This is a genomic window from Streptomyces sp. NPDC029138 (genome assembly GCF_055564375.1).
Genome location: NZ_JBVHWM010000016.1, coordinates 65,396 through 82,188, shown reverse-complemented (window position 1 = coordinate 82,188; position 16,793 = coordinate 65,396). Strand labels below are relative to the sequence as shown.

Genomic DNA, 16,793 nt, shown 5'->3' with positions numbered 1-16,793 from the left:
CTGTGCGCGACGGCGTGAACCCTCCTCCCGAACGGAAACGGATCGCATGCGGCTCTCCTTCGCCGGCCGGATCGTCGAGTGGCGGGGACCGTCGCCGTACTACTTCGTCGCCGTGCCCGACCAGGAATCCGCGGACATCGGCGAGGTGGCCGCCCAGGCCACCTACGGCTGGGGCGCGATCCCCGTCACGGCGAGGATCGGCGGAACCGACTTCACCACCTCGCTCTTCCCCAGGGACGGCACGTACCTGCTCCCGCTGAAGAAGGCCGTGCGCACGTCGGAGCGGCTCTCGGTGGGCGACGAGGTGGCCGTGGAGCTGACCGTGCGCCTGTGACGGCCACGGGGCTCGGCACCGGACGGTCACGGCTTCCGCGCGAGCCCCCCGTGCTCGGCGATGATCTCCGGGGCGGGCGAACCGGGCTCCGGGCGCCACCGGGTGACCGGTACGACCCCGGGGTCGATGAGGTCCAGGCCGTCGAAGAACGAGGTGATCTCCTCGGCGGTCCGCAGGTTGTACGGGACGGCGCCGCTGTTGTTGTAGGCCTCCTGGGCCCGCTCGAAGACCGGATCGATCCCCGACGACCCGTCGTTGACGGAGAGGTGGCTGCCCGGCGGCAGGGCGGCCATCAGCCGGCCGACGATGGAGCGGGCCTGGTCGTGATCGGCGACATGGCCCAGGATGTTGCTGAGGATCAGCGCGGTCGGCCGGGAGAGGTCCAGCGTCTCGGCGGCGGTCGCGAGGATGCGGTCCGGGTCCGTCACATCGGCGTCGACGTAGGCGGTCGCGCCGTCGGGCGAGGAGTGGAGCAGCGCCCGGGCGTGGGCCAGCACCATCGGGTCGTTGTCGACGTGGACGATCCGTGACTCGGGCGCGAGCCGCTGGGCGACCTCATGGGTGTTCTCGGCGGTCGGCAGGCCGGTGCCGACGTCCAGGAACTGCCGGATGCCCGCCTCGCGGACCAGGTAGGTGATGGTGCGGCGCAGGAAGGCACGGCTGCTGCGGGCGATGGTGACGATGCCGGGAAAGACGGCGGTGTACGCGTCGCCGGCCCGCTCGTCGACCGGGTAGTTGTCCTTGCCGCCGAGCCAGTAGTTCCAGATGCGGGCCGACTGCGGCACCGACGTGTCGATCTGCTGGTGCGCCGCCGACGGGGGCGCGTGGCCGGATCGGTCATGAGTCGTGCCCCTCTTTTCAGCCGAGGCGTGGGTTCCGCCACGGCACAACCTACGCCCCAAAGGCCCCTCCCCACCTCCCTGTTCGCGCTTCCCGGCCGATAGGGAAAACCCTCGATTGACCCGCCGCGAGGTGACATGACTCGGTCAATGCTGTCATTCTCCCTCAGCACGCTGATCCACCCCACCCGTTCACGGATCACGGTCCCGCACAGCTCAGCTCACCCGGGCAGCAGACCCGTCTGCCCGTCTGTCACCGGCCGCCGACCGGCGGCCGCAGCAGGAGGAGTACGAGTGAGACCCCACAGACCCCTTCCCCACAAGCGGGCCACGGTCGGAGCCGCCCTGGTCTCCACCGCGGCCTTCCTCGCCGTCGGCCTCCAGGCGGTTCCGGCGACCGCCGCGCCGGCCGCTGTCCACCCCAGCCCGCTGCGCGCCGGCGGCCTGGAGGCCAAGCTCAGCCCGGCCCAGCACCAGGCGCTGATCAAGAGCGCCCGGCAGCAGACCGCCACGACCGCCCGCACCCTCGGCCTCGGCGCCCAGGAGAAGCTGGTCGTCAGGGACGTCGTCAAGGACAACGACGGCACCCTGCACACGCGGTACGAGCGCACGTACGCCGGGCTGCCCGTCCTCGGCGGCGACCTCGTCGTGCACACCCCGCCCGCCTCCCGGGCCACGGGGACCGTGAGCACCACCTTCAACAACAAGCGCGCGATCACGGTGCGTTCCACCACCGCGACCTTCACCAAGGCCGCCGCCGAGACCAAGGCCCTGAAGGCGGCGCGGTCCCTCGACGCCGAGAAGCCCACCACCGACAGCGCCCGCAAGGTGATCTGGGCCGGCGACGGCACCCCGAAGCTCGCCTGGGAGACGGTGATCGGCGGCCTCCAGGACGACGGCACGCCCAGCCAGCTGCACGTCATCACCGACGCCACCAGCGGCAAGGAGCTGTACCGGTACCAGGCGATCAAGACCGGCACCGGCAACACCCAGTACAGCGGCAGTGTCACCCTGAACACCACGCTGTCGGGCTCGACGTACCAGCTGTACGACACCACGCGCGGCGGGCACAAGACGTACAACCTCAACAGGGGCACCTCCGGCACCGGCACCCTGATGACCGACGCGGACGACGTCTGGGGCGACGGGACCGGCTCCAACACCCAGACCGCCGGCGCCGACGCCGCCTACGGCGCCCAGGAGACCTGGGACTTCTACAAGAACACCTTCGGCCGCAGCGGCATCCGCAACGACGGCGTCGCCGCCTACAGCCGCGTCCACTACAGCAGCGGCTACGTCAACGCCTTCTGGGACGACAGCTGCTTCTGCATGACCTACGGCGACGGCTCGGGCAACACCCACGCCCTGACCTCGCTGGACGTGGCCGGGCACGAGATGACCCACGGCGTCACCTCCAACACCGCCGGCCTGGAGTACAGCGGTGAGTCGGGCGGCCTGAACGAGGCGACCTCCGACATCTTCGGCACCGGCGTGGAGTTCTACGCGAACAACTCCAAGGACGTCGGCGACTACCTCATCGGCGAGAAGATCGACATCAACGGCGACGGCTCGCCGCTGCGGTACATGGACAAGCCGAGCAAGGACGGCGGTTCGGCGGACAGCTGGTACTCCGGCGTCGGCAACCTGGACGTGCACTACTCCTCGGGTCCGGCGAACCACATATTCTACCTGCTGTCCGAGGGCAGCGGCACCAAGGTCATCAACGGCGTCACCTACAACAGCCCGACCTCCGACGGCGTCGCCGTCACCGGCATCGGCCGCGACGCCGCCCTGAAGATCTGGTACAAGGCGCTGACGACGTACATGACGTCCAGCACCAACTACGCGGGCGCCCGCACCGCCGCCCTCAACGCCGCCGCCGCGCTGTACGGCACCAACTCCACGCAGTACGCCGGAGTGGGCAACGCCTTCGCCGGCATCAACGTCGGCAGCCACATCAACCCGCCGAGCAGCGGCGTGACCGTCACCAACCCGGGCAGCCAGTCCGCCACCGTCGGCACCGCCGTGAGCCTTCAGATCCAGGCGAGCAGCACCAACAGCGGCGCCCTGACGTACAGCGCCTCCGGTCTGCCGGCCGGCCTGTCGATCAACAGCTCGACCGGTCTGATCACCGGCACGCCCACCACGGCGGGCACCTCCAGCACCACCGTCACGGTGAAGGACTCCACCGGCGCGACCGGCACCGCCACCTTCGGCTGGACGGTCAGCGCGACCGGCGGCGGCTGCACCTCCACCCAGTTGCTGAGCAACCCCGGCTTCGAGTCGGGCGGCACCGGCTGGACCGCGACCAGCGGCGTCATCACCACCGACAGCGGTGAGGCGGCCCACAGCGGCTCCTACAAGGCCTGGCTGGACGGGTACGGCTCCTCGCACACCGACACCCTGTCCCAGTCGGTGACCATCCCCGCCGGCTGCAAGGCCACCCTGACCTTCTACCTGCACATCGACACCGCCGAGACCACCACCAGCACCCAGTACGACAAGCTGACGGTGACCGCCGGTTCGAAGACCCTCGCCACCTACTCGAACCTCAACGCGGCCTCCGGCTACAGCCAGAAGACCTTCGACCTGTCCTCGCTGGCGGGCTCGACGGTCACGCTCAAGTTCAACGGCGTGGAGGACTCCTCCCTCCAGACCAGCTTCGTCGTGGACGACACGGCCCTGACGACCGGCTGATCCGGCGCTGACGACAGCGGTCCCGCACCCGGCCGTCCGGGTGCGGGACCGCTCGTGTGTCAGCTCAGCGGATCCAGTGTCAGATACGCCTGCTGCGGGCTGCCGTCGTGCACCAGTGACTCCTGGTTGCCGACGTCGTCGAAGGCGAACGCGTACGCCTTGCCGTCGGCCATCTGCGCGTGGATGGCGCGCGCGTAGTGGTTGGTCACCGCGTCCCGGTAGAAGTTCGCCGTCGTGGTGTCCGGCTGGTCGGGGTTCGCCAGCAGGGTCGACCGGTTGAAACCGGCGCACAGCGTACGGGAGATGGGCCCGCGCACCTGGTCGTTGGGCGCGTCCAGCAGCTTGTGGCAGCCGAAGACGCTGGCCGCGTCCGGCTTCTGGAAGCTGGTGACGACCGCGCCGGAGGCGTTGGTGAAGTTCATGACGTTCCCGGAGACACGGCCGTAGTACTTGGTGTTCGGCTGGTCCGCGAACGGCGTGACGGTCAGCGTCGACGTCGCGTACTTCTGCCAGACCCGGCCCACGTAGTCGTCCATCGCGTTCGCCGGCAGCGCGCCGGTCTCCACGCCGTACAGCGGGGACAACGCGCGCAGCACGGTGCCGTCGGAGCGGGTCTGGATCAGGCCCGCCCAGCCGCCCGGCTGTGCGCGCAGTGCGTTGAAGAAGCCGCTCCAGCCACCGGACTTCAGATGTCCGGTGCTGCTGACGCTGCCGTCGGCCCGCTGCACCCCGACCGCGTACGGCGCCGAGAACATGTCCACCTGGGTGCTGTTGAGCCACAGCCCGGAGTCGTTGAGCGTGTACTCCGACCAGTTGAAGAGGATGTTCCGGTTGGGGTCGGACGGGTTCTGCACGGCCGGCTGCACCAACCCGCCCGTGGTGAGCCTGAAGTCGAGCTTCTGGCCGTACGAGAAGTAGATGCGGCCGGAGAACTTCGGGATGCGGATGGTCGTGGACTGCCCGGCGGCCGGGCCGGGTATCGCCGCGTCCGGTGCGGGAGTCGGCGGATTCCCGCCCGCCGGCCAGGCGTGGAAGGCGCCGCTCGCGTCGGCCCAGCCCTGCCGTCCCGAGGAGAGCTGGGTGCCGAGGTCGTAGATGTACACCGGCTCGGAACGGCCCGAGTTGTTGGTGATCTTCAGGGGGATGGTGTCGGGGACGGCGGCGTCGGCGCGCTCCGGTGCGCCGAGGCCGAGCAGTCCGCCGAGCAGCGCCGCGGCGGCGGCCAGGGGAAGCGCGCGCCGGGGAAGCGCGCGGCGGGTGAGCCTGTGAGGCACTCTCCACCTCCGTGTGGGGTCGGGGTCGTACGGACTTGGTCCGTACCTCTTTGAGAGCGCTCTCAGATTTCCCGGCGGGACGGGTTCATGTCAATGCCATGGACGAGATCCGCCCGGCGTCCACCCGCCGGGCGGGCCCCGGTCCCGTCGTCAGAACGTGCGTTTGAGCAGAGCGAGCAGCGCCGCCCAGTGCCGCTCGTCGGCCTGCCGGTCGTAAGCCGGGGTGTCCGCCTGTGTGTAACCGTGGTGGGCGCCGGCGTACACCTCGCAGGTGTGCCGCACCCCGGCGGCGGTCAGCGCCTCCTCGAACCGCGCCACCTGCGCCGGGGGCAGCGACGGGTCCTCGTCGGCGTGCCCGAAGTACAGCTCCGCGGTGATGTTCGGCGCCTGGAGGTGCGGGCTGTCCGGGTCGTCGGTGGCCAGGCGTCCGCCGTGGAAGCCGGCCCCCGCCGCGACCCGGTCGGGATGGGCGCCCGCGGTCCACAGCACGAGCCGGGCGCCCATGCAGTAGCCGGTCAGCGCGACCGGGCCGCCGGCCGCGACCGGACTGTCGGCCAGCCAGCGCAGACAGGCGCCCGCGTCCCGCCTGACCTGGTCGGGGGTCAGCCCCGCGACGATCGGGCCGAGACGGTCCCAGATGGTCGGGTCGGCGTCCGGGTCGATGAACTCGGGCAGATCCAGGACCGGTGCCCGGCCCAGGCGGTGGAACACGTTCGGCACCAGCACCGTGTAACCGGCGCCGGCCAGCCGGTCGGCCATCGACCGCAGACACGGCCGCAGACCGTAGGCGTCCTGGTAGAAGAGGACGGCCGGACGGGGGCGGCCGTCGGCCGGATGGACCAGGTAGGCGTCGGCGACGCCGTCCTCGGTGGGGATGTCGACGGCGGTCGCCCGGACATCGGTCATGGTGAGAAGGCCCTCCCTCGGGGATGGGCGCGGGCGGCGGATGCCTGCCCGGCGCCGCGGCTACGGCCATGCTGCCACGCAAGATCCACGCCGGCGCGTCCGATGCCCCGGCGCTCACGCGCGGCGGCCGGTGCGCACCCGGCCGTCGGGATGTCGGCGACGGTCACCCGGCTCGGCGGGGTGTCCGTGACGCTCACGCGGCTCGGTGGGATGTGTGATGCGTTCATTCGGCTGGGCGGGGTGTGCGAGACGTTCTCATCTGGCCCGGCGGGATGTCCGCGACGTTCACATGGCCCGACGGGTTGTGCGAGACGTTCATTCGGCTGGGCGGGGTGTGCGAGACGTTCTCATCTGGCCCGGCGGGACGTCCGCGACGTTCACATCTGGCCCGGCGGGACGTCCGCGACGCTCACACGGCCCGACGGGTTGTGCGAGACGTTCTCATCTGGCCCGGCGGGACGTCCGCGACGCTCATGCGGCCCGACGGGTTGTGCGAGACGTTCATCCGGCTCGGCGCGATGTCCGTGACGCTCATGCGGCCCGGCGCGATGTCCGAGGCGTTCATCCGGCCGGGCGGGATGTCCGATGCGTTCATCCGGCTCGGCCGGACATCCGCCACGCTCACTCGAAGCGGCTGGTGTCTCCGGCGCCGCGCCGGACGATCTCCGCCTCGCCGCCGGAGAAGTCGACCACCGTCGTCGGCTCGGTGCCGCAGTCGCCCGAGTCGACCACGGCGTCCACCACATGGTCGAGCCGGTCCTTGATCTCCCAGCCCTGGGTCAGCGGCTCCTCCTCGTCCGGCAGCAGCAGCGTGCTGGACAGCAGCGGCTCGTCCAGTTCCGCCAGCAGCGCCTGGGTGACCACGTGGTCGGGGATGCGCACGCCCACGGTCTTCTTCTTGGGGTGCTGGAGCATGCGCGGCACCTCGCGGGTGGCCGGCAGGATGAACGTGTAGCTGCCGGGCGTCGACGCCTTCACGGCCCGGAACACGTCGTTGTCCACCCGGACGAACTGGCCGAGCTGCGCGAAGTCCCGGCACATCAGGGTGAAGTGGTGCCGGTTGTCCAGCCGGCGGATGGAGCGGATCCGGTCCATGCCGTCACGGCTGCCCAGCCGGCAGCCGAGCGCGTAACAGGAGTCGGTCGGATATGCGATGAGTGCCCCCGAACGGACCGCGTCGGCGACCTGGCCGATGCTCCGTGGCTGCGGGTTGTCGGGGTGCACGTCGAAGTACTTCGCCATCTGCCGAGCTTATGCCGTCGCGGGGCGTGGGGGAGATACCTATGACCTCATATCTGTTTGACATGGGTATGGAGTCATACCTATCGTTGCGGTCGTGTCCTCCCTGTCCGGATCCAGCGTTCCCCAGCGGGACGTCGACCGCGTCGCCTCGGCGCTCGCCGACGCCCTGCCCGCGCTGCACCGGGCCCTGGACCGGCTGGTCGCCCGGGAGTACGCCCTCCCTAAGCCGCCCGAGGGACATCTCAACCTGTTGCGCCACGTCGCCGAGCACGAGGGAGCCACGGTCCGCGAGGCCGCCGACGCCCTGCTGATGAAGCCCAACAACGTCAGCGCGCTGGTCTCCCAGCTCACCGAGCAGGGGCTGCTGGAGCGCCGGCAGGACAGCGCCGACAAGCGCGTCGTCCGTCTGCACCCCACGCCGGTCGCCCGGCGGCGCCTCGGCGAGGTGCACGCCCTACAGGTCTCCCATCTCACGGAGGTCCTGCTCTCGCTGACCGAGGGCGAGATGGACGCCCTGGGCTCGGCCCTCGGTGCTCTGCGTTCACTGACGCGCGGGCTCCATCCTGCCGCTCACTGACGCGTAGACCCTTCCGGCCCCCGCGCTCTTCGTGTGCCGTCGCGGGTCCTGGTCGTGCGGTCGCGGTCCGTACGGTCCCGGCGCCCGGCCGCCGGGGGCGCGTGTGCCGTCGTGGGCGTCTTCTTCCTCACCCATCCCCGTAACCCATCCCCGTACCAGACGAGGCTTCTCCATGCCGTCCACCTCCGTGGATCACTCCGCCGTGCCCGCGTCGCCCGCTTCGCCCGCGGTGCCGGCCACGGCCGCCCGGCGGCGCGCCAACCCCTGGCTCACCCTCTGCGCGGTCGCCTTCGGCCTGTTCATGGTCCAGCTCGACGGATCGGTCGTCGCGATCGCCAACCCCGAGATCGGCCGCGAACTGCACGCGTCCACCGTCCAGTTGCAGTGGGTGACCAACGCCTACCTGCTCGCCCTCGCCGCCACCCTGATCCTCGGCGGCAAGCTCGGCGACCGGTTCGGCCGGCGCGGCTTCTATCTCGCCGGCGTCGCCGGATTCGCGCTCTCCTCCGTCGCCATCGGCCTGTCCGGCTCCATCACGGGCGTCGTCGCCTTCCGCGCGCTCCAGGGAGTCTTCGGCGGCCTGCTCATGCCCAACACCCTCGGCCTGCTGCGGGCGGTGTTCCCGCCCCGCAGGTTCGGTAGGGCGGTCGGCATCTGGGCGATGGTCTCGGCCGTCTCCACCGCCCTCGGCCCGATCGTCGGCGGCCTGCTGGTGGAGAACGTCAGCTGGGAGTCCGTCTTCTACATCAACCTGCCCATCGGCGTACTCGCCTGCGCGTTCAGCGCGTTCGTGCTGCCGCGGTCGAGGAACGCGACCGGACACCACCGCTTCGACGTCACCGGTGTCGTCCTGCTCGCGCTCGGCCTGCTGAGCGTCGTCTTCGGCGTCGTCAAGGGCGAGATCTGGGGCTGGGCGTCGGCGGGCACGTGGGGCGCGATCCTCGCGGGCCTGCTGCTCCTCGTCGTGTTCGGCCGCCACGAGACCCGTGTCGAGCACCCGCTGCTGCCGATGCGGCTCTTCCGCAGCCGCGCCCTGACGGTCGGTACGGTCATCACCGCCCTGAACTTCTTCGTCATGCTGGGTGTGATCTTCTTCGTCATGCTCTACCTCCAGAACGTGCGCGGTCTGACGCCGGTTCAGGCGGGCGTGCACACCCTGCCGCTGAGCCTCGCCTCGCTCGTCGCCTCCCCGCTCGGCGCCGTCCTGACCGAGCGCTTCGGCGCCCGCTTCTGCATGCCGCTCGGCATGCTGCTCCAGGCGGCGGCCTGCTTCACCATGCTCAGCTGGTCCGGCGACTCGCCGTACGCCACCATGTGGCCGCCGTTCGTCGCGCTCGGTCTCGGCGTCGGCATGGTGCTCTCCGCGTCCTCCGACGCGATCGTCGGCAACGCGCCCGTACGGGACGGGGGTGTGGCCGGCGGACTCCAGGCGACCACCTTGCAGATCGGCGGCGCCCTCGGCACCTCGGTGCTGGTCTCCGTCATCAGCGCCCGCGTCGGGGCCACGCTGCGGACCGAGCTGACCGGCGCGGGCGTGCCGCAGGCCCTGGCCGGACAGCTGGCCGAGGCCAAGGACGCGGTCGCGATGGGGGTCGCCCCCGTCTCCCGCACCCTGCCGAACCCCCTCCGGGCGGCCGTGACCGAGGGCAGCGCCGAGGCCTTCATGAACGGCTTGCACGCCGCCGCGATGGTCACCGGCACGCTCTGCCTCCTGGGCGCGGCTCTGGCGGCGGCCGGGATGAGGGGCGGCGGGACGACCGAGGCGGAGTGAGCGGGCGCCGGGCGCCGGGAGCGCTTCAGCGGCGGGTCCGGCTGTGCCGGAGCCTGACTGAGCGGTGGCCTGGCGCGTGTCGGGCCTGACTGAGCGGTGGCCTGGCGCGTGCCGGGCCTGACTGAGCGGTGGCCTGCCGCGTGCCGGGGCTGACTGGGCGGTTGGCCTGCCGGCGTCCCGTCTCGCGGGAATCTGGGAATCAGCCGGAATTCGTGTGCGTACTTCCCGGATTCCCGGGCATCCGACCCCTGAGTCGCCCAGGGCCTTCCCCCCGCCCGGGGCGCGGCGTCTCCGCCGGCGGCCACCCCCCCCAGGCCGCCGGCGGAGCCATGTCCGTCGGCGCGTACGGGCGGAAAACGAACTGACCGAGTCGACTGCTACCTGGCCGCCGGTGCGGCCGGCAGGTTGAACACGTGCCGTGGGGAGATGATCTCCGTGATCGCCCGGCCGAAGAGCGTGCTGGGTTCTTCGTCGTCGTGGTCGATGTCGGTGTTGAGGAGGACGACGAGGGTCGTGCGCGTCGCCGGGAGGTAGATGGTCAGCGACTCGTAGCCGGGCAGGGAGCCGTTGTGGCCGATCCAGCCCTGTACGTCGAAGATGCCCAGCCCGTATCCGGCGCCCGGGATCGGGGTCGCCGGGGTGATGAGACGCTGTTTCTGCGTGGCGGGGCTGATCAGCCGTTCGCCGTCGGGCAGTTCACCGGTGGCGACCGTGGGCGCCCAGACGCGCAGGTCGTCCAGTGTGGAGATCATCGCCCCGGCCGCCCATCCCCAGGACGGGTTCCAGCCGGCCGTGTCGGCGACCTTCCCGTTCGCGGTCTGGTCGGTGTAGCCCTGCGCGTGCGGGGTGGGGAACTCGCCGCCGTCCGGGAACAGCGTGTGCCGCATGCCGGCCGGAGCGAGGATGTGCCGCTGGATGTAGTCCCCGAGGTGCTGACCGCTCTCCTTCTCCACGACCAGGCCGAGCAGAATGAGATTCGTGTTGCTGTAGGAGAACTTCTCGCCCGGCCGGAACAGCACGGGATGCCTGAAGGCGTAGTCGAGCAACTGCCGCGGCGTGAAGGGGCGTCGGGGGTCGGAGGTGAGCGCCTTGAAGAAGTCGTCGTCCTCGGAGTAGTTGAACAGCCCGCTGCGCATGCCGGCCAGCTGCCGCAGCGTGATCCGGTCGCCGTTCGGTACGCCGTCGACGTACGCGCCGATCGTGTCGTCGAGGCCGACCTTGCCCTGGTCCACCAGTTGCAGCAGCGCCGTCACGGTGAACGTCTTCGTCTCGCTGCCGATGCGCGTGTAGAGGTCCGGCGTCATCTTCCGGCCGTTCGCCTTGTCGGCGACGCCGAACGAGCGGACGTAACTCTCCTGACCCGGCGTCCAGATGCCGACGGTCACGCCCGGCACGTTCGCCTCGCGCATCACCCGCCGTACGGACGCGTCGAGTTGGCGTGTCACGGCGGGGGAGAGGTCGCGGACGTCCGGCTCCGAGGGCGACGGGCTGGGTGGCGCGGCGGCGAACGCGGCCGGTACGGCGGCCGGCGCGGCCTCTGCCGTGAGCGGCGCGCTCAGCGTTCCCGCCAGTAGGGCGGCCATGGTTGCCCGGCGCAGGCGTACGGAGGTAGGCGACATGGGCTGACTCCAAGCACGTGAGAGGCGACCGTGCGCGGGGGCGGACGTCGGAGCCCGGACCTCCCCAGCATAGGAGCGCCCGGCACACGGCGCCCGCCGGGCGCGGCCCGCCCACTTCGGTCCCGGCCCAGCCCCAGGACAGCCCTGACCGACGGGATGCTTGTCCGACGGGCGGAAGGCCTCGTTCGGGCGATGGACTCACCCGACCCGGTGAGCGGGCGGCGCGGAGCGTACCGGTGGCGGGCCCCGGGCGTTGCCCCGGCATGAACCGCTTGGACTGGATGGACCGGATGGAGCGCATGGACCGGATGCGCCGGCTGCGCCAGGTGGACCGTACCGGGGAGCCGATCTACGCCCGGCTCGTCGCGGAGTGGCGGGCGCAGGGGCGGACCGTCCCGGCCGAGCCGGACGCGCTGTGGGCCGCCCTCTCCGGCCGCACCCTCGGCGCCCGGCGCGAGCCCGGGCGCCGCTGATCCGCTACTGCCCGCGCAGCGGCGCGAGCACCGCCAGCCTGCCGTTGGCCTGTTGCAGCGCCTCCTCCAGGGCGCCGGGCGCGTGCAGCGCGCCGGTGCCGTCGGGCGGCACGAGCCACTCCAGGGACCGCGCGGGCCGGTAGGGCGGCGGAACGGCGACCCAGGACCCCTTGGTCGCGTAGCGCAGTCCGGCGCCGATCCAGCCGCCGGACGGGTCCGGCGGCAGGAAGAACCCGACCCGCCCCGCCGCCGTGTCCACCAGCGTCGGCCCGGGCACCGGCAGGCCCGGCCGCCACAGCAGGTCCAGGGTGAGCAGTCCCAGCCGGTCGGGGACGCTCAGCACGTCCCAGAAGCGGCCCGCCTCCAGCAGCGCGATGCCCTCGCCGTGGTCCCATTCCCATTTGCAGGCGCGCGGGTCGGCCGACGCCGCCGCCAGCCACTCGACGCCCCGCATCCACATCGTGTTCGTCATGCACCGCTCCGGGTGTCCTCGCTCGCCTGCCCGAGCGCAGGGAACGACCGTGACCGGGCACTCCGTGCGTCCGCACGCCGACCCGGCATATGCATGGTTGTAGATATTTCTACGTGGCGGAAGGGGTGGCGAGCCCTGGCGTTTGAGGCGGCACGTTCGAACTCCGCGTGCCGGTTCGTCAGTTGAGAGGCAGGGGCGCGTCACCCGTCCGGGGATGGAGTGATCAGGCCGCGCTCGATTCCGGCGTACGCGCAATTGAATCGATCGTCAGACCTTGAGATCGGCCTCTTTTCAGTCGTATGCTCACCGCATTCGTCGCCGTCTCTGTCGAGGTGTCCCATGGACCGCACGCGTCTGCACGCCCTTCTGGCCCGCGAGAGCGCCGAGGCCGAACGCCGCAACCCGCGCTCCCGGGCGGCCTACGCGCGCGCCGACCACCTCTTCGGCCGGGTGCCGATGACCTGGATGAACAAGACCGCCGGTGCCTTTCCGCGCTACCTGGCCGGGGCGCGGGGCGCCCGGGTCACCGACGTCGACGGGCACGCGTACATCGACTTCTGCCTCGGCGACACCGGCGCGATGGCCGGTCACTCGCCCGCCCCCGTCACCGAGGCGGTGCACCGCCGGTACGCCGAACTGGGCGGGGCCACCGCCATGCTGCCCACCGAGGACGCCGAGTGGGTCGGGGCCGAACTGACCCGGCGGTTCGGCCTGGCCCGCTGGAGCTTCTCGCTCACCGCGACCGACGCCAACCGCTGGGCGATCCGGCTCGCCCGGGCCGTCACCGGCCGGCCGAAGATCCTGGTCAACAGCTACTGCTACCACGGCAGCGTGGACGAGTCGCTCATCGTCACCGGCCCCGACGGCACCGGCACCGCCCGCCCCGGCAACGTGGGCGCGCCCTGCGACGTGACACTGACCAGCAGGGTCGCCGAGTTCAACGACCTCGCCGGGCTGGAGCGGGAGCTGGCCCACGGTGACGTCGCCGCCGTGCTGATGGAGCCCGCCCTCACCAACATCGGGATCGTGCTGCCCGAACCCGGCTACCTCACCGGCGTCCGCGAGCTGACCCGGCGGTACGGCGCCCTGCTCATCAACGACGAGACGCACACCTTCTCCGCCGGGCCCGGCGGCTGCACGGCCGCCTGGGACCTGGAACCCGACCTGCTCACCATCGGCAAGGCGATCGGCGGCGGCATCCCGGCCGGCGCCTACGGGCTGTCCGCCGAACTCGCCGACCGGCTGCTGGGCCGTAGCGACCTGGATCTCGTCGACATGGGCGGAGTCGGCGGCACACTCGCGGGCAACGCGCTGTCGGTCGCGGCCACCCGCGCCACCCTGGAGCACGTGCTGACCGCGGAGGCGTTCGCACGGATGGCCGCCCTCGCCGAGCGTTTCGAGACGGGCGTCCGGGCCGGCATCGAGGCACACCGGCTGCCCTGGTCGGTCACCCGGCTCGGCGCCCGCACCGAGTACCGCTTCACCTCCCCGGCCCCCCGCACCGGCACCGAGTCCGCGGCGGCCTCCGACCCGGAGCTGGAGGACTTCCTGCACCTCTACCTCGCCAACCGGGGCATCCTGCTGACCCCGTTCCACAACATGGCGCTGATGTGCCCGGACACCACCGAGCGGGACGTCGACACCCACACCGAGGTGTTCGCCGCCGCGCTCGCCGAACTGGCCGCCTGAGGAAGAGAGCCGGACGAGATGAAGGACATGGACGACATCGACCGGGCCATCCTGCGTGAGCTGCAGACCGACGGCCGTATCGCCTACGCCGACCTCGGTCCGAAGGTCGGGCTGTCCGCCTCGGCGGCCCGGCAGCGCCTCCAGCGGCTGCTGGACTCCAAGGCGGTCCAGGTGGTCGGCGTCACCGACCCGATGGCCATGGGCGGCCAGGCCATGGCCCTGCTCGGGATCGGCGTCGACGGCGACCCCCGGACCGTCGCCGACACCCTCGCCGAGCGCCCCGAGGTCGTCTACTCGGTGCTCACCTCGGGCGGCTTCGACCTCTTCGCCGAGGTGGTCGCTCCCGGCCCGAAGGCGCTGCTGGACTTCGTCAACGACGTGGTGCGCCCCATCGAGGGCGTCCGCGAGATCCGGTCCTTCCCGTACTTCGGCATCCACACCCATCGCTTCCTGTGGGACGTGGGCTGATCGACGGGACGTGGGCTGACCGACGGAGAACGACCAGGTCATGCGGCCGATTGCCCGGGCGTCAGCACCAGCATGGTGACGTCGTCGCGGATCGCGTAGTGCCGCCGTGCCAGGTCCGCCCACACCGCGCCGGGCAGCTCGGCGGACGGGGTGCCGGCCAGGGCGGCCAGCCGCTCCGGCAGCGGGTAGAAGGTGCCGGTGCCGTCCCGTGCCTCCCACACACCGTCGGAGGCCAGGAAGAGCCGGTCGCCGGGACCGAGCGGCACGGTGACCTCCTTCGGCGGATCGACCCCGAGGAGCCCGATGCCCAGCGGCGGACCGGGCGCGACGGTCACCTCCCGGGCCTGTCCCTCGTGCAGCAGCACCGGCGCCGGATGACCGCAGGCCACCAGCCGGACCGCGGCCGTGTCCGCCACGAACTCCAGCAGCAGGGCCGTCGCGAACAACTCCCCGTCCCGGACGTCCGCCGAGTCCACCGCGAGCCGGCGGTCCAGCCGGGCGGCCACCGACTCCAGGTCCGGCTGGTCCAGGGCGGCCTCCCGGAACGCCCCCAGCAGCGACACCACCGTCGCGACCGCCGCCAGCCCGTGCCCCTGCACGTCACCCATCACCGCGCGCACGCCGCACGGCCCCTTCCGTACGTCGAAGAAGTCGCCGCCCACCAGCGTCCCGTCCTGCGCGGCCCGGTAGAACGCCGCGCACCCGACCTGACCGACCCGGTCCGGCAGCGGCGGCAGCACGGCCCGCTGCACCGCCTCGCCGATCGCCCGCTCGGTGTCCAGCTGGGCGTCCCGGTGGCTGCGCACGAAGGACACGAACACGCTCAGCGCGGCCACGAACGCGATGGTGAGCACATCCGTGTTGCCGGGGAGGTTCAGATGGGTGGCCGGGAGGTTCAGCACCAGGATCGCGCCCACACCCAGCAGACCGGTCATCAGCGGGCCGTAGGACAGGACCGCCAGCGGCGGGATCGCGCCCAGCAGGAAACCGAGATCGCGCGCATGGGTCGTGACCATCGTGGCCGAGCCGACGGCCGCGAGCAGCAGCACGGGCAGCACCCGCACCCACCACGGCGGCGGCGCGCCCCGCAGCCAGCCGCGATCCTCCCGGTCCCCGCGCGACGACCGGCCGCGCACCGATTCCACATCCCCAAGTTACGCCGCCCCCGGCGTACCGCGCCGCGCGGAAGAACCCGCGGAACGCCGTGCGCAAACACTCCTCAGAAAAGGGGTGGACCTCGGTCGGCCGGCCCCCTAGCCTGTGATCACCACGCCCGAGACGGACGGACAAGGAGGCGAGTGTCATGTGGATCATCCCCATCCAGCGCTCCCCCCTCCCCGTGCCGCGGGCGTGTCACGTCTGAGCAGACCGGGAGCGCGCACACCGTACGCATCCCGGAGGATTCCTTGACCGACGTGGTCATCCGCACGCTCGACGAGAGCAGTGCTCACCTTTTCCGCACCATGCCCGACCCGCTCGCCCTGAGCGACAAGCACCGGGGCACCCATTACCGACCCGACTGGCAGCGCGTCGCCCTGCGCGACGGCCGCACCGTGGCGCGCGCCGCCTGGTGGGGCCGGCCCGAGGACCCCGAGCCCCTGGTGATCAACTGGTTCGACGTCGCCGAGGGCGAGGAGGAGGCGGGCGCCGAACTGCTGCGGACGGCGCCCTGGAAGACACCCGAACTCGAACTCGACCTGCCCACCGGCTGGCGCGAGGACCCGCTGCGGCGGGCCGCGGTGGCCGTCCGGGAGAGTGCCGCGCGCCAGGCCGGCTACACCCCCCTGGTGGAACGCTTCCTCTACCGCTGGACCCCGGACCGGGGACTGCCCGCGCGGCCCGCGCGGCTCCTGTTCACCGCCGAACCGGACGACGCCGTGTTCCTCGACCTGCTGCGCCGCATCAACTCCGGCACGCTCGACGCCCACGCCCGCCGGGCCATCGAGCAAGGAGGCGTGGACCAGGCGGCGCGGGAGGACCTGGAGATCCTGCACTGGTTCCCGTCGCCGCGCGAGTGGTGGCAGGTCGCCCGCACACCGGAGGGCGACCCGGTCGGCATCCACATCCCGGCGCGCAACCCCGGCGGGCCGTGCGTCGCCTTCATCGGCGTGGTCCCGGAACACCGGGGCCACGGCTACGCCTACGACCTGCTCGTCGAGTGCACCCACTTCCTGGTCGAACAGGGCGCCGAGTTCATCGCCGCCGCCACCGACCAGGGAAACGTCCCGATGGCCGCGCACTTCGCCAAGGCCGGCTATCCCGTCGTACGGGAACGCGTCAACTACTGGACCGACCATGAGGTCTCGGCCGGGTGACGCGCTGACGGCGCGGTGACCGGCGGGGGGGGGGGGGGGGGGGGGGGGGGGGGGGGGGGGGGCAGGGGGGGGGGGGGGGGGGGGGTCGGGTGCGCGAGCCTGCCATCGCCCCCCACG

14 protein-coding genes and 1 pseudogene are annotated in these 16,793 nt (G+C 71.8%); 8 read left to right on the top strand and 7 right to left on the bottom strand.

Translation table 11 applies throughout. The annotated features are described in order from the left end of the window. The first annotated feature begins 46 nt into the window (after positions 1-46). Entirely contained in the window at positions 47-334 is a 288-nt protein-coding gene (locus tag ACZ4WH_RS16435) for a DUF1905 domain-containing protein (RefSeq protein ID WP_468180843.1), read from the top strand. Between the two features lie 26 nt (positions 335-360). Here the strand turns inward: ACZ4WH_RS16435 and ACZ4WH_RS16430 are convergent. After that, positions 361-1,175: pseudogene (locus ACZ4WH_RS16430) on the bottom strand (SAM-dependent methyltransferase). Between the two features lie 292 nt (positions 1,176-1,467). On the opposite strand from ACZ4WH_RS16430, the gene ACZ4WH_RS16425 reads away from it, so the two are divergent. Further along, the gene (locus tag ACZ4WH_RS16425) at positions 1,468-3,870 is read left to right on the top strand and encodes a M4 family metallopeptidase (protein ID WP_468180841.1); all 2,403 of its coding nucleotides are present in this window, start codon (positions 1,468-1,470) and stop codon (positions 3,868-3,870) included. Positions 3,871-3,929: 59 nt separating this feature from the next. Here the strand turns inward: ACZ4WH_RS16425 and ACZ4WH_RS16420 are convergent, their stop codons facing one another. The 3 genes from ACZ4WH_RS16420 to ACZ4WH_RS16410 form a co-directional block, all read right to left on the bottom strand. After that, positions 3,930-5,144, bottom strand: coding sequence for a glycoside hydrolase family 64 protein (locus tag ACZ4WH_RS16420; RefSeq protein ID WP_468180839.1), 1,215 nt, complete (start codon positions 5,142-5,144; stop codon positions 3,930-3,932). Positions 5,145-5,294: 150 nt separating this feature from the next. Continuing rightward, positions 5,295-6,050 carry a dienelactone hydrolase family protein gene (locus ACZ4WH_RS16415; protein WP_468180837.1) on the bottom strand — a complete coding sequence of 252 codons (756 nt, stop codon included), beginning with the start codon at positions 6,048-6,050 and terminating at the stop codon, positions 5,295-5,297. A 621-nt stretch (positions 6,051-6,671) separates the two neighbouring features. Continuing rightward, complete coding sequence (locus tag ACZ4WH_RS16410; protein ID WP_468180835.1) at positions 6,672-7,292, bottom strand: L-threonylcarbamoyladenylate synthase; 621 nt, start codon at positions 7,290-7,292, stop codon at positions 6,672-6,674. 103 nt (positions 7,293-7,395) lie between these two features. Between ACZ4WH_RS16410 and ACZ4WH_RS16405 the strand changes: the two genes are divergently transcribed. Together ACZ4WH_RS16405 and ACZ4WH_RS16400 are read left to right on the top strand one after the other, a co-directional pair. Beyond that, positions 7,396-7,869: a MarR family winged helix-turn-helix transcriptional regulator gene (locus tag ACZ4WH_RS16405; RefSeq protein ID WP_468180918.1), complete on the top strand. Its 474-nt coding sequence runs from the start codon at positions 7,396-7,398 to the stop codon at positions 7,867-7,869. 172 nt (positions 7,870-8,041) lie between these two features. After that, complete coding sequence (locus tag ACZ4WH_RS16400) at positions 8,042-9,640, top strand: MFS transporter (protein ID WP_468180833.1); 1,599 nt, start codon at positions 8,042-8,044, stop codon at positions 9,638-9,640. 377 nt (positions 9,641-10,017) lie between these two features. On the opposite strand, the gene ACZ4WH_RS16395 is transcribed toward ACZ4WH_RS16400, so the two are convergent. Next, a complete protein-coding gene (locus ACZ4WH_RS16395; protein WP_468180831.1) occupies positions 10,018-11,259 on the bottom strand; it encodes a serine hydrolase domain-containing protein in 1,242 nt (413 codons plus the stop codon). 263 nt (positions 11,260-11,522) lie between these two features. Between ACZ4WH_RS16395 and ACZ4WH_RS16390 the strand changes: the two genes are divergently transcribed. Further along, a complete protein-coding gene (locus ACZ4WH_RS16390; protein WP_468180829.1) occupies positions 11,523-11,732 on the top strand; it encodes a hypothetical protein in 210 nt (69 codons plus the stop codon). A 4-nt stretch (positions 11,733-11,736) separates the two neighbouring features. Here ACZ4WH_RS16390 and ACZ4WH_RS16385 read toward each other — a convergent pair whose 3' ends face one another. Then, entirely contained in the window at positions 11,737-12,204 is a 468-nt protein-coding gene (locus ACZ4WH_RS16385; RefSeq protein WP_468180827.1) for a hypothetical protein, read from the bottom strand. Positions 12,205-12,543: 339 nt separating this feature from the next. Between ACZ4WH_RS16385 and ACZ4WH_RS16380 the strand changes: the two genes are divergently transcribed. After that, a complete protein-coding gene (locus tag ACZ4WH_RS16380) occupies positions 12,544-13,893 on the top strand; it encodes a transaminase (RefSeq protein WP_468180825.1) in 1,350 nt (449 codons plus the stop codon). Between the two features lie 27 nt (positions 13,894-13,920). Then, complete coding sequence (locus ACZ4WH_RS16375; protein ID WP_468180823.1) at positions 13,921-14,361, top strand: Lrp/AsnC family transcriptional regulator; 441 nt, start codon at positions 13,921-13,923, stop codon at positions 14,359-14,361. 38 nt (positions 14,362-14,399) lie between these two features. Here the strand turns inward: ACZ4WH_RS16375 and ACZ4WH_RS16370 are convergent, their stop codons facing one another. Beyond that, positions 14,400-15,506 (bottom strand): PP2C family protein-serine/threonine phosphatase, encoded by a 1,107-nt coding sequence (locus tag ACZ4WH_RS16370; RefSeq protein WP_468180821.1) that lies wholly within the window; start codon positions 15,504-15,506, stop codon positions 14,400-14,402. A gap of 261 nt (positions 15,507-15,767) precedes the next feature. On the opposite strand from ACZ4WH_RS16370, the gene ACZ4WH_RS16365 reads away from it, so the two are divergent. After that, positions 15,768-16,676 carry a GNAT family N-acetyltransferase gene (locus ACZ4WH_RS16365; protein ID WP_468180819.1) on the top strand — a complete coding sequence of 303 codons (909 nt, stop codon included), beginning with the start codon at positions 15,768-15,770 and terminating at the stop codon, positions 16,674-16,676. Positions 16,677-16,793: the final 117 nt, after the last annotated feature.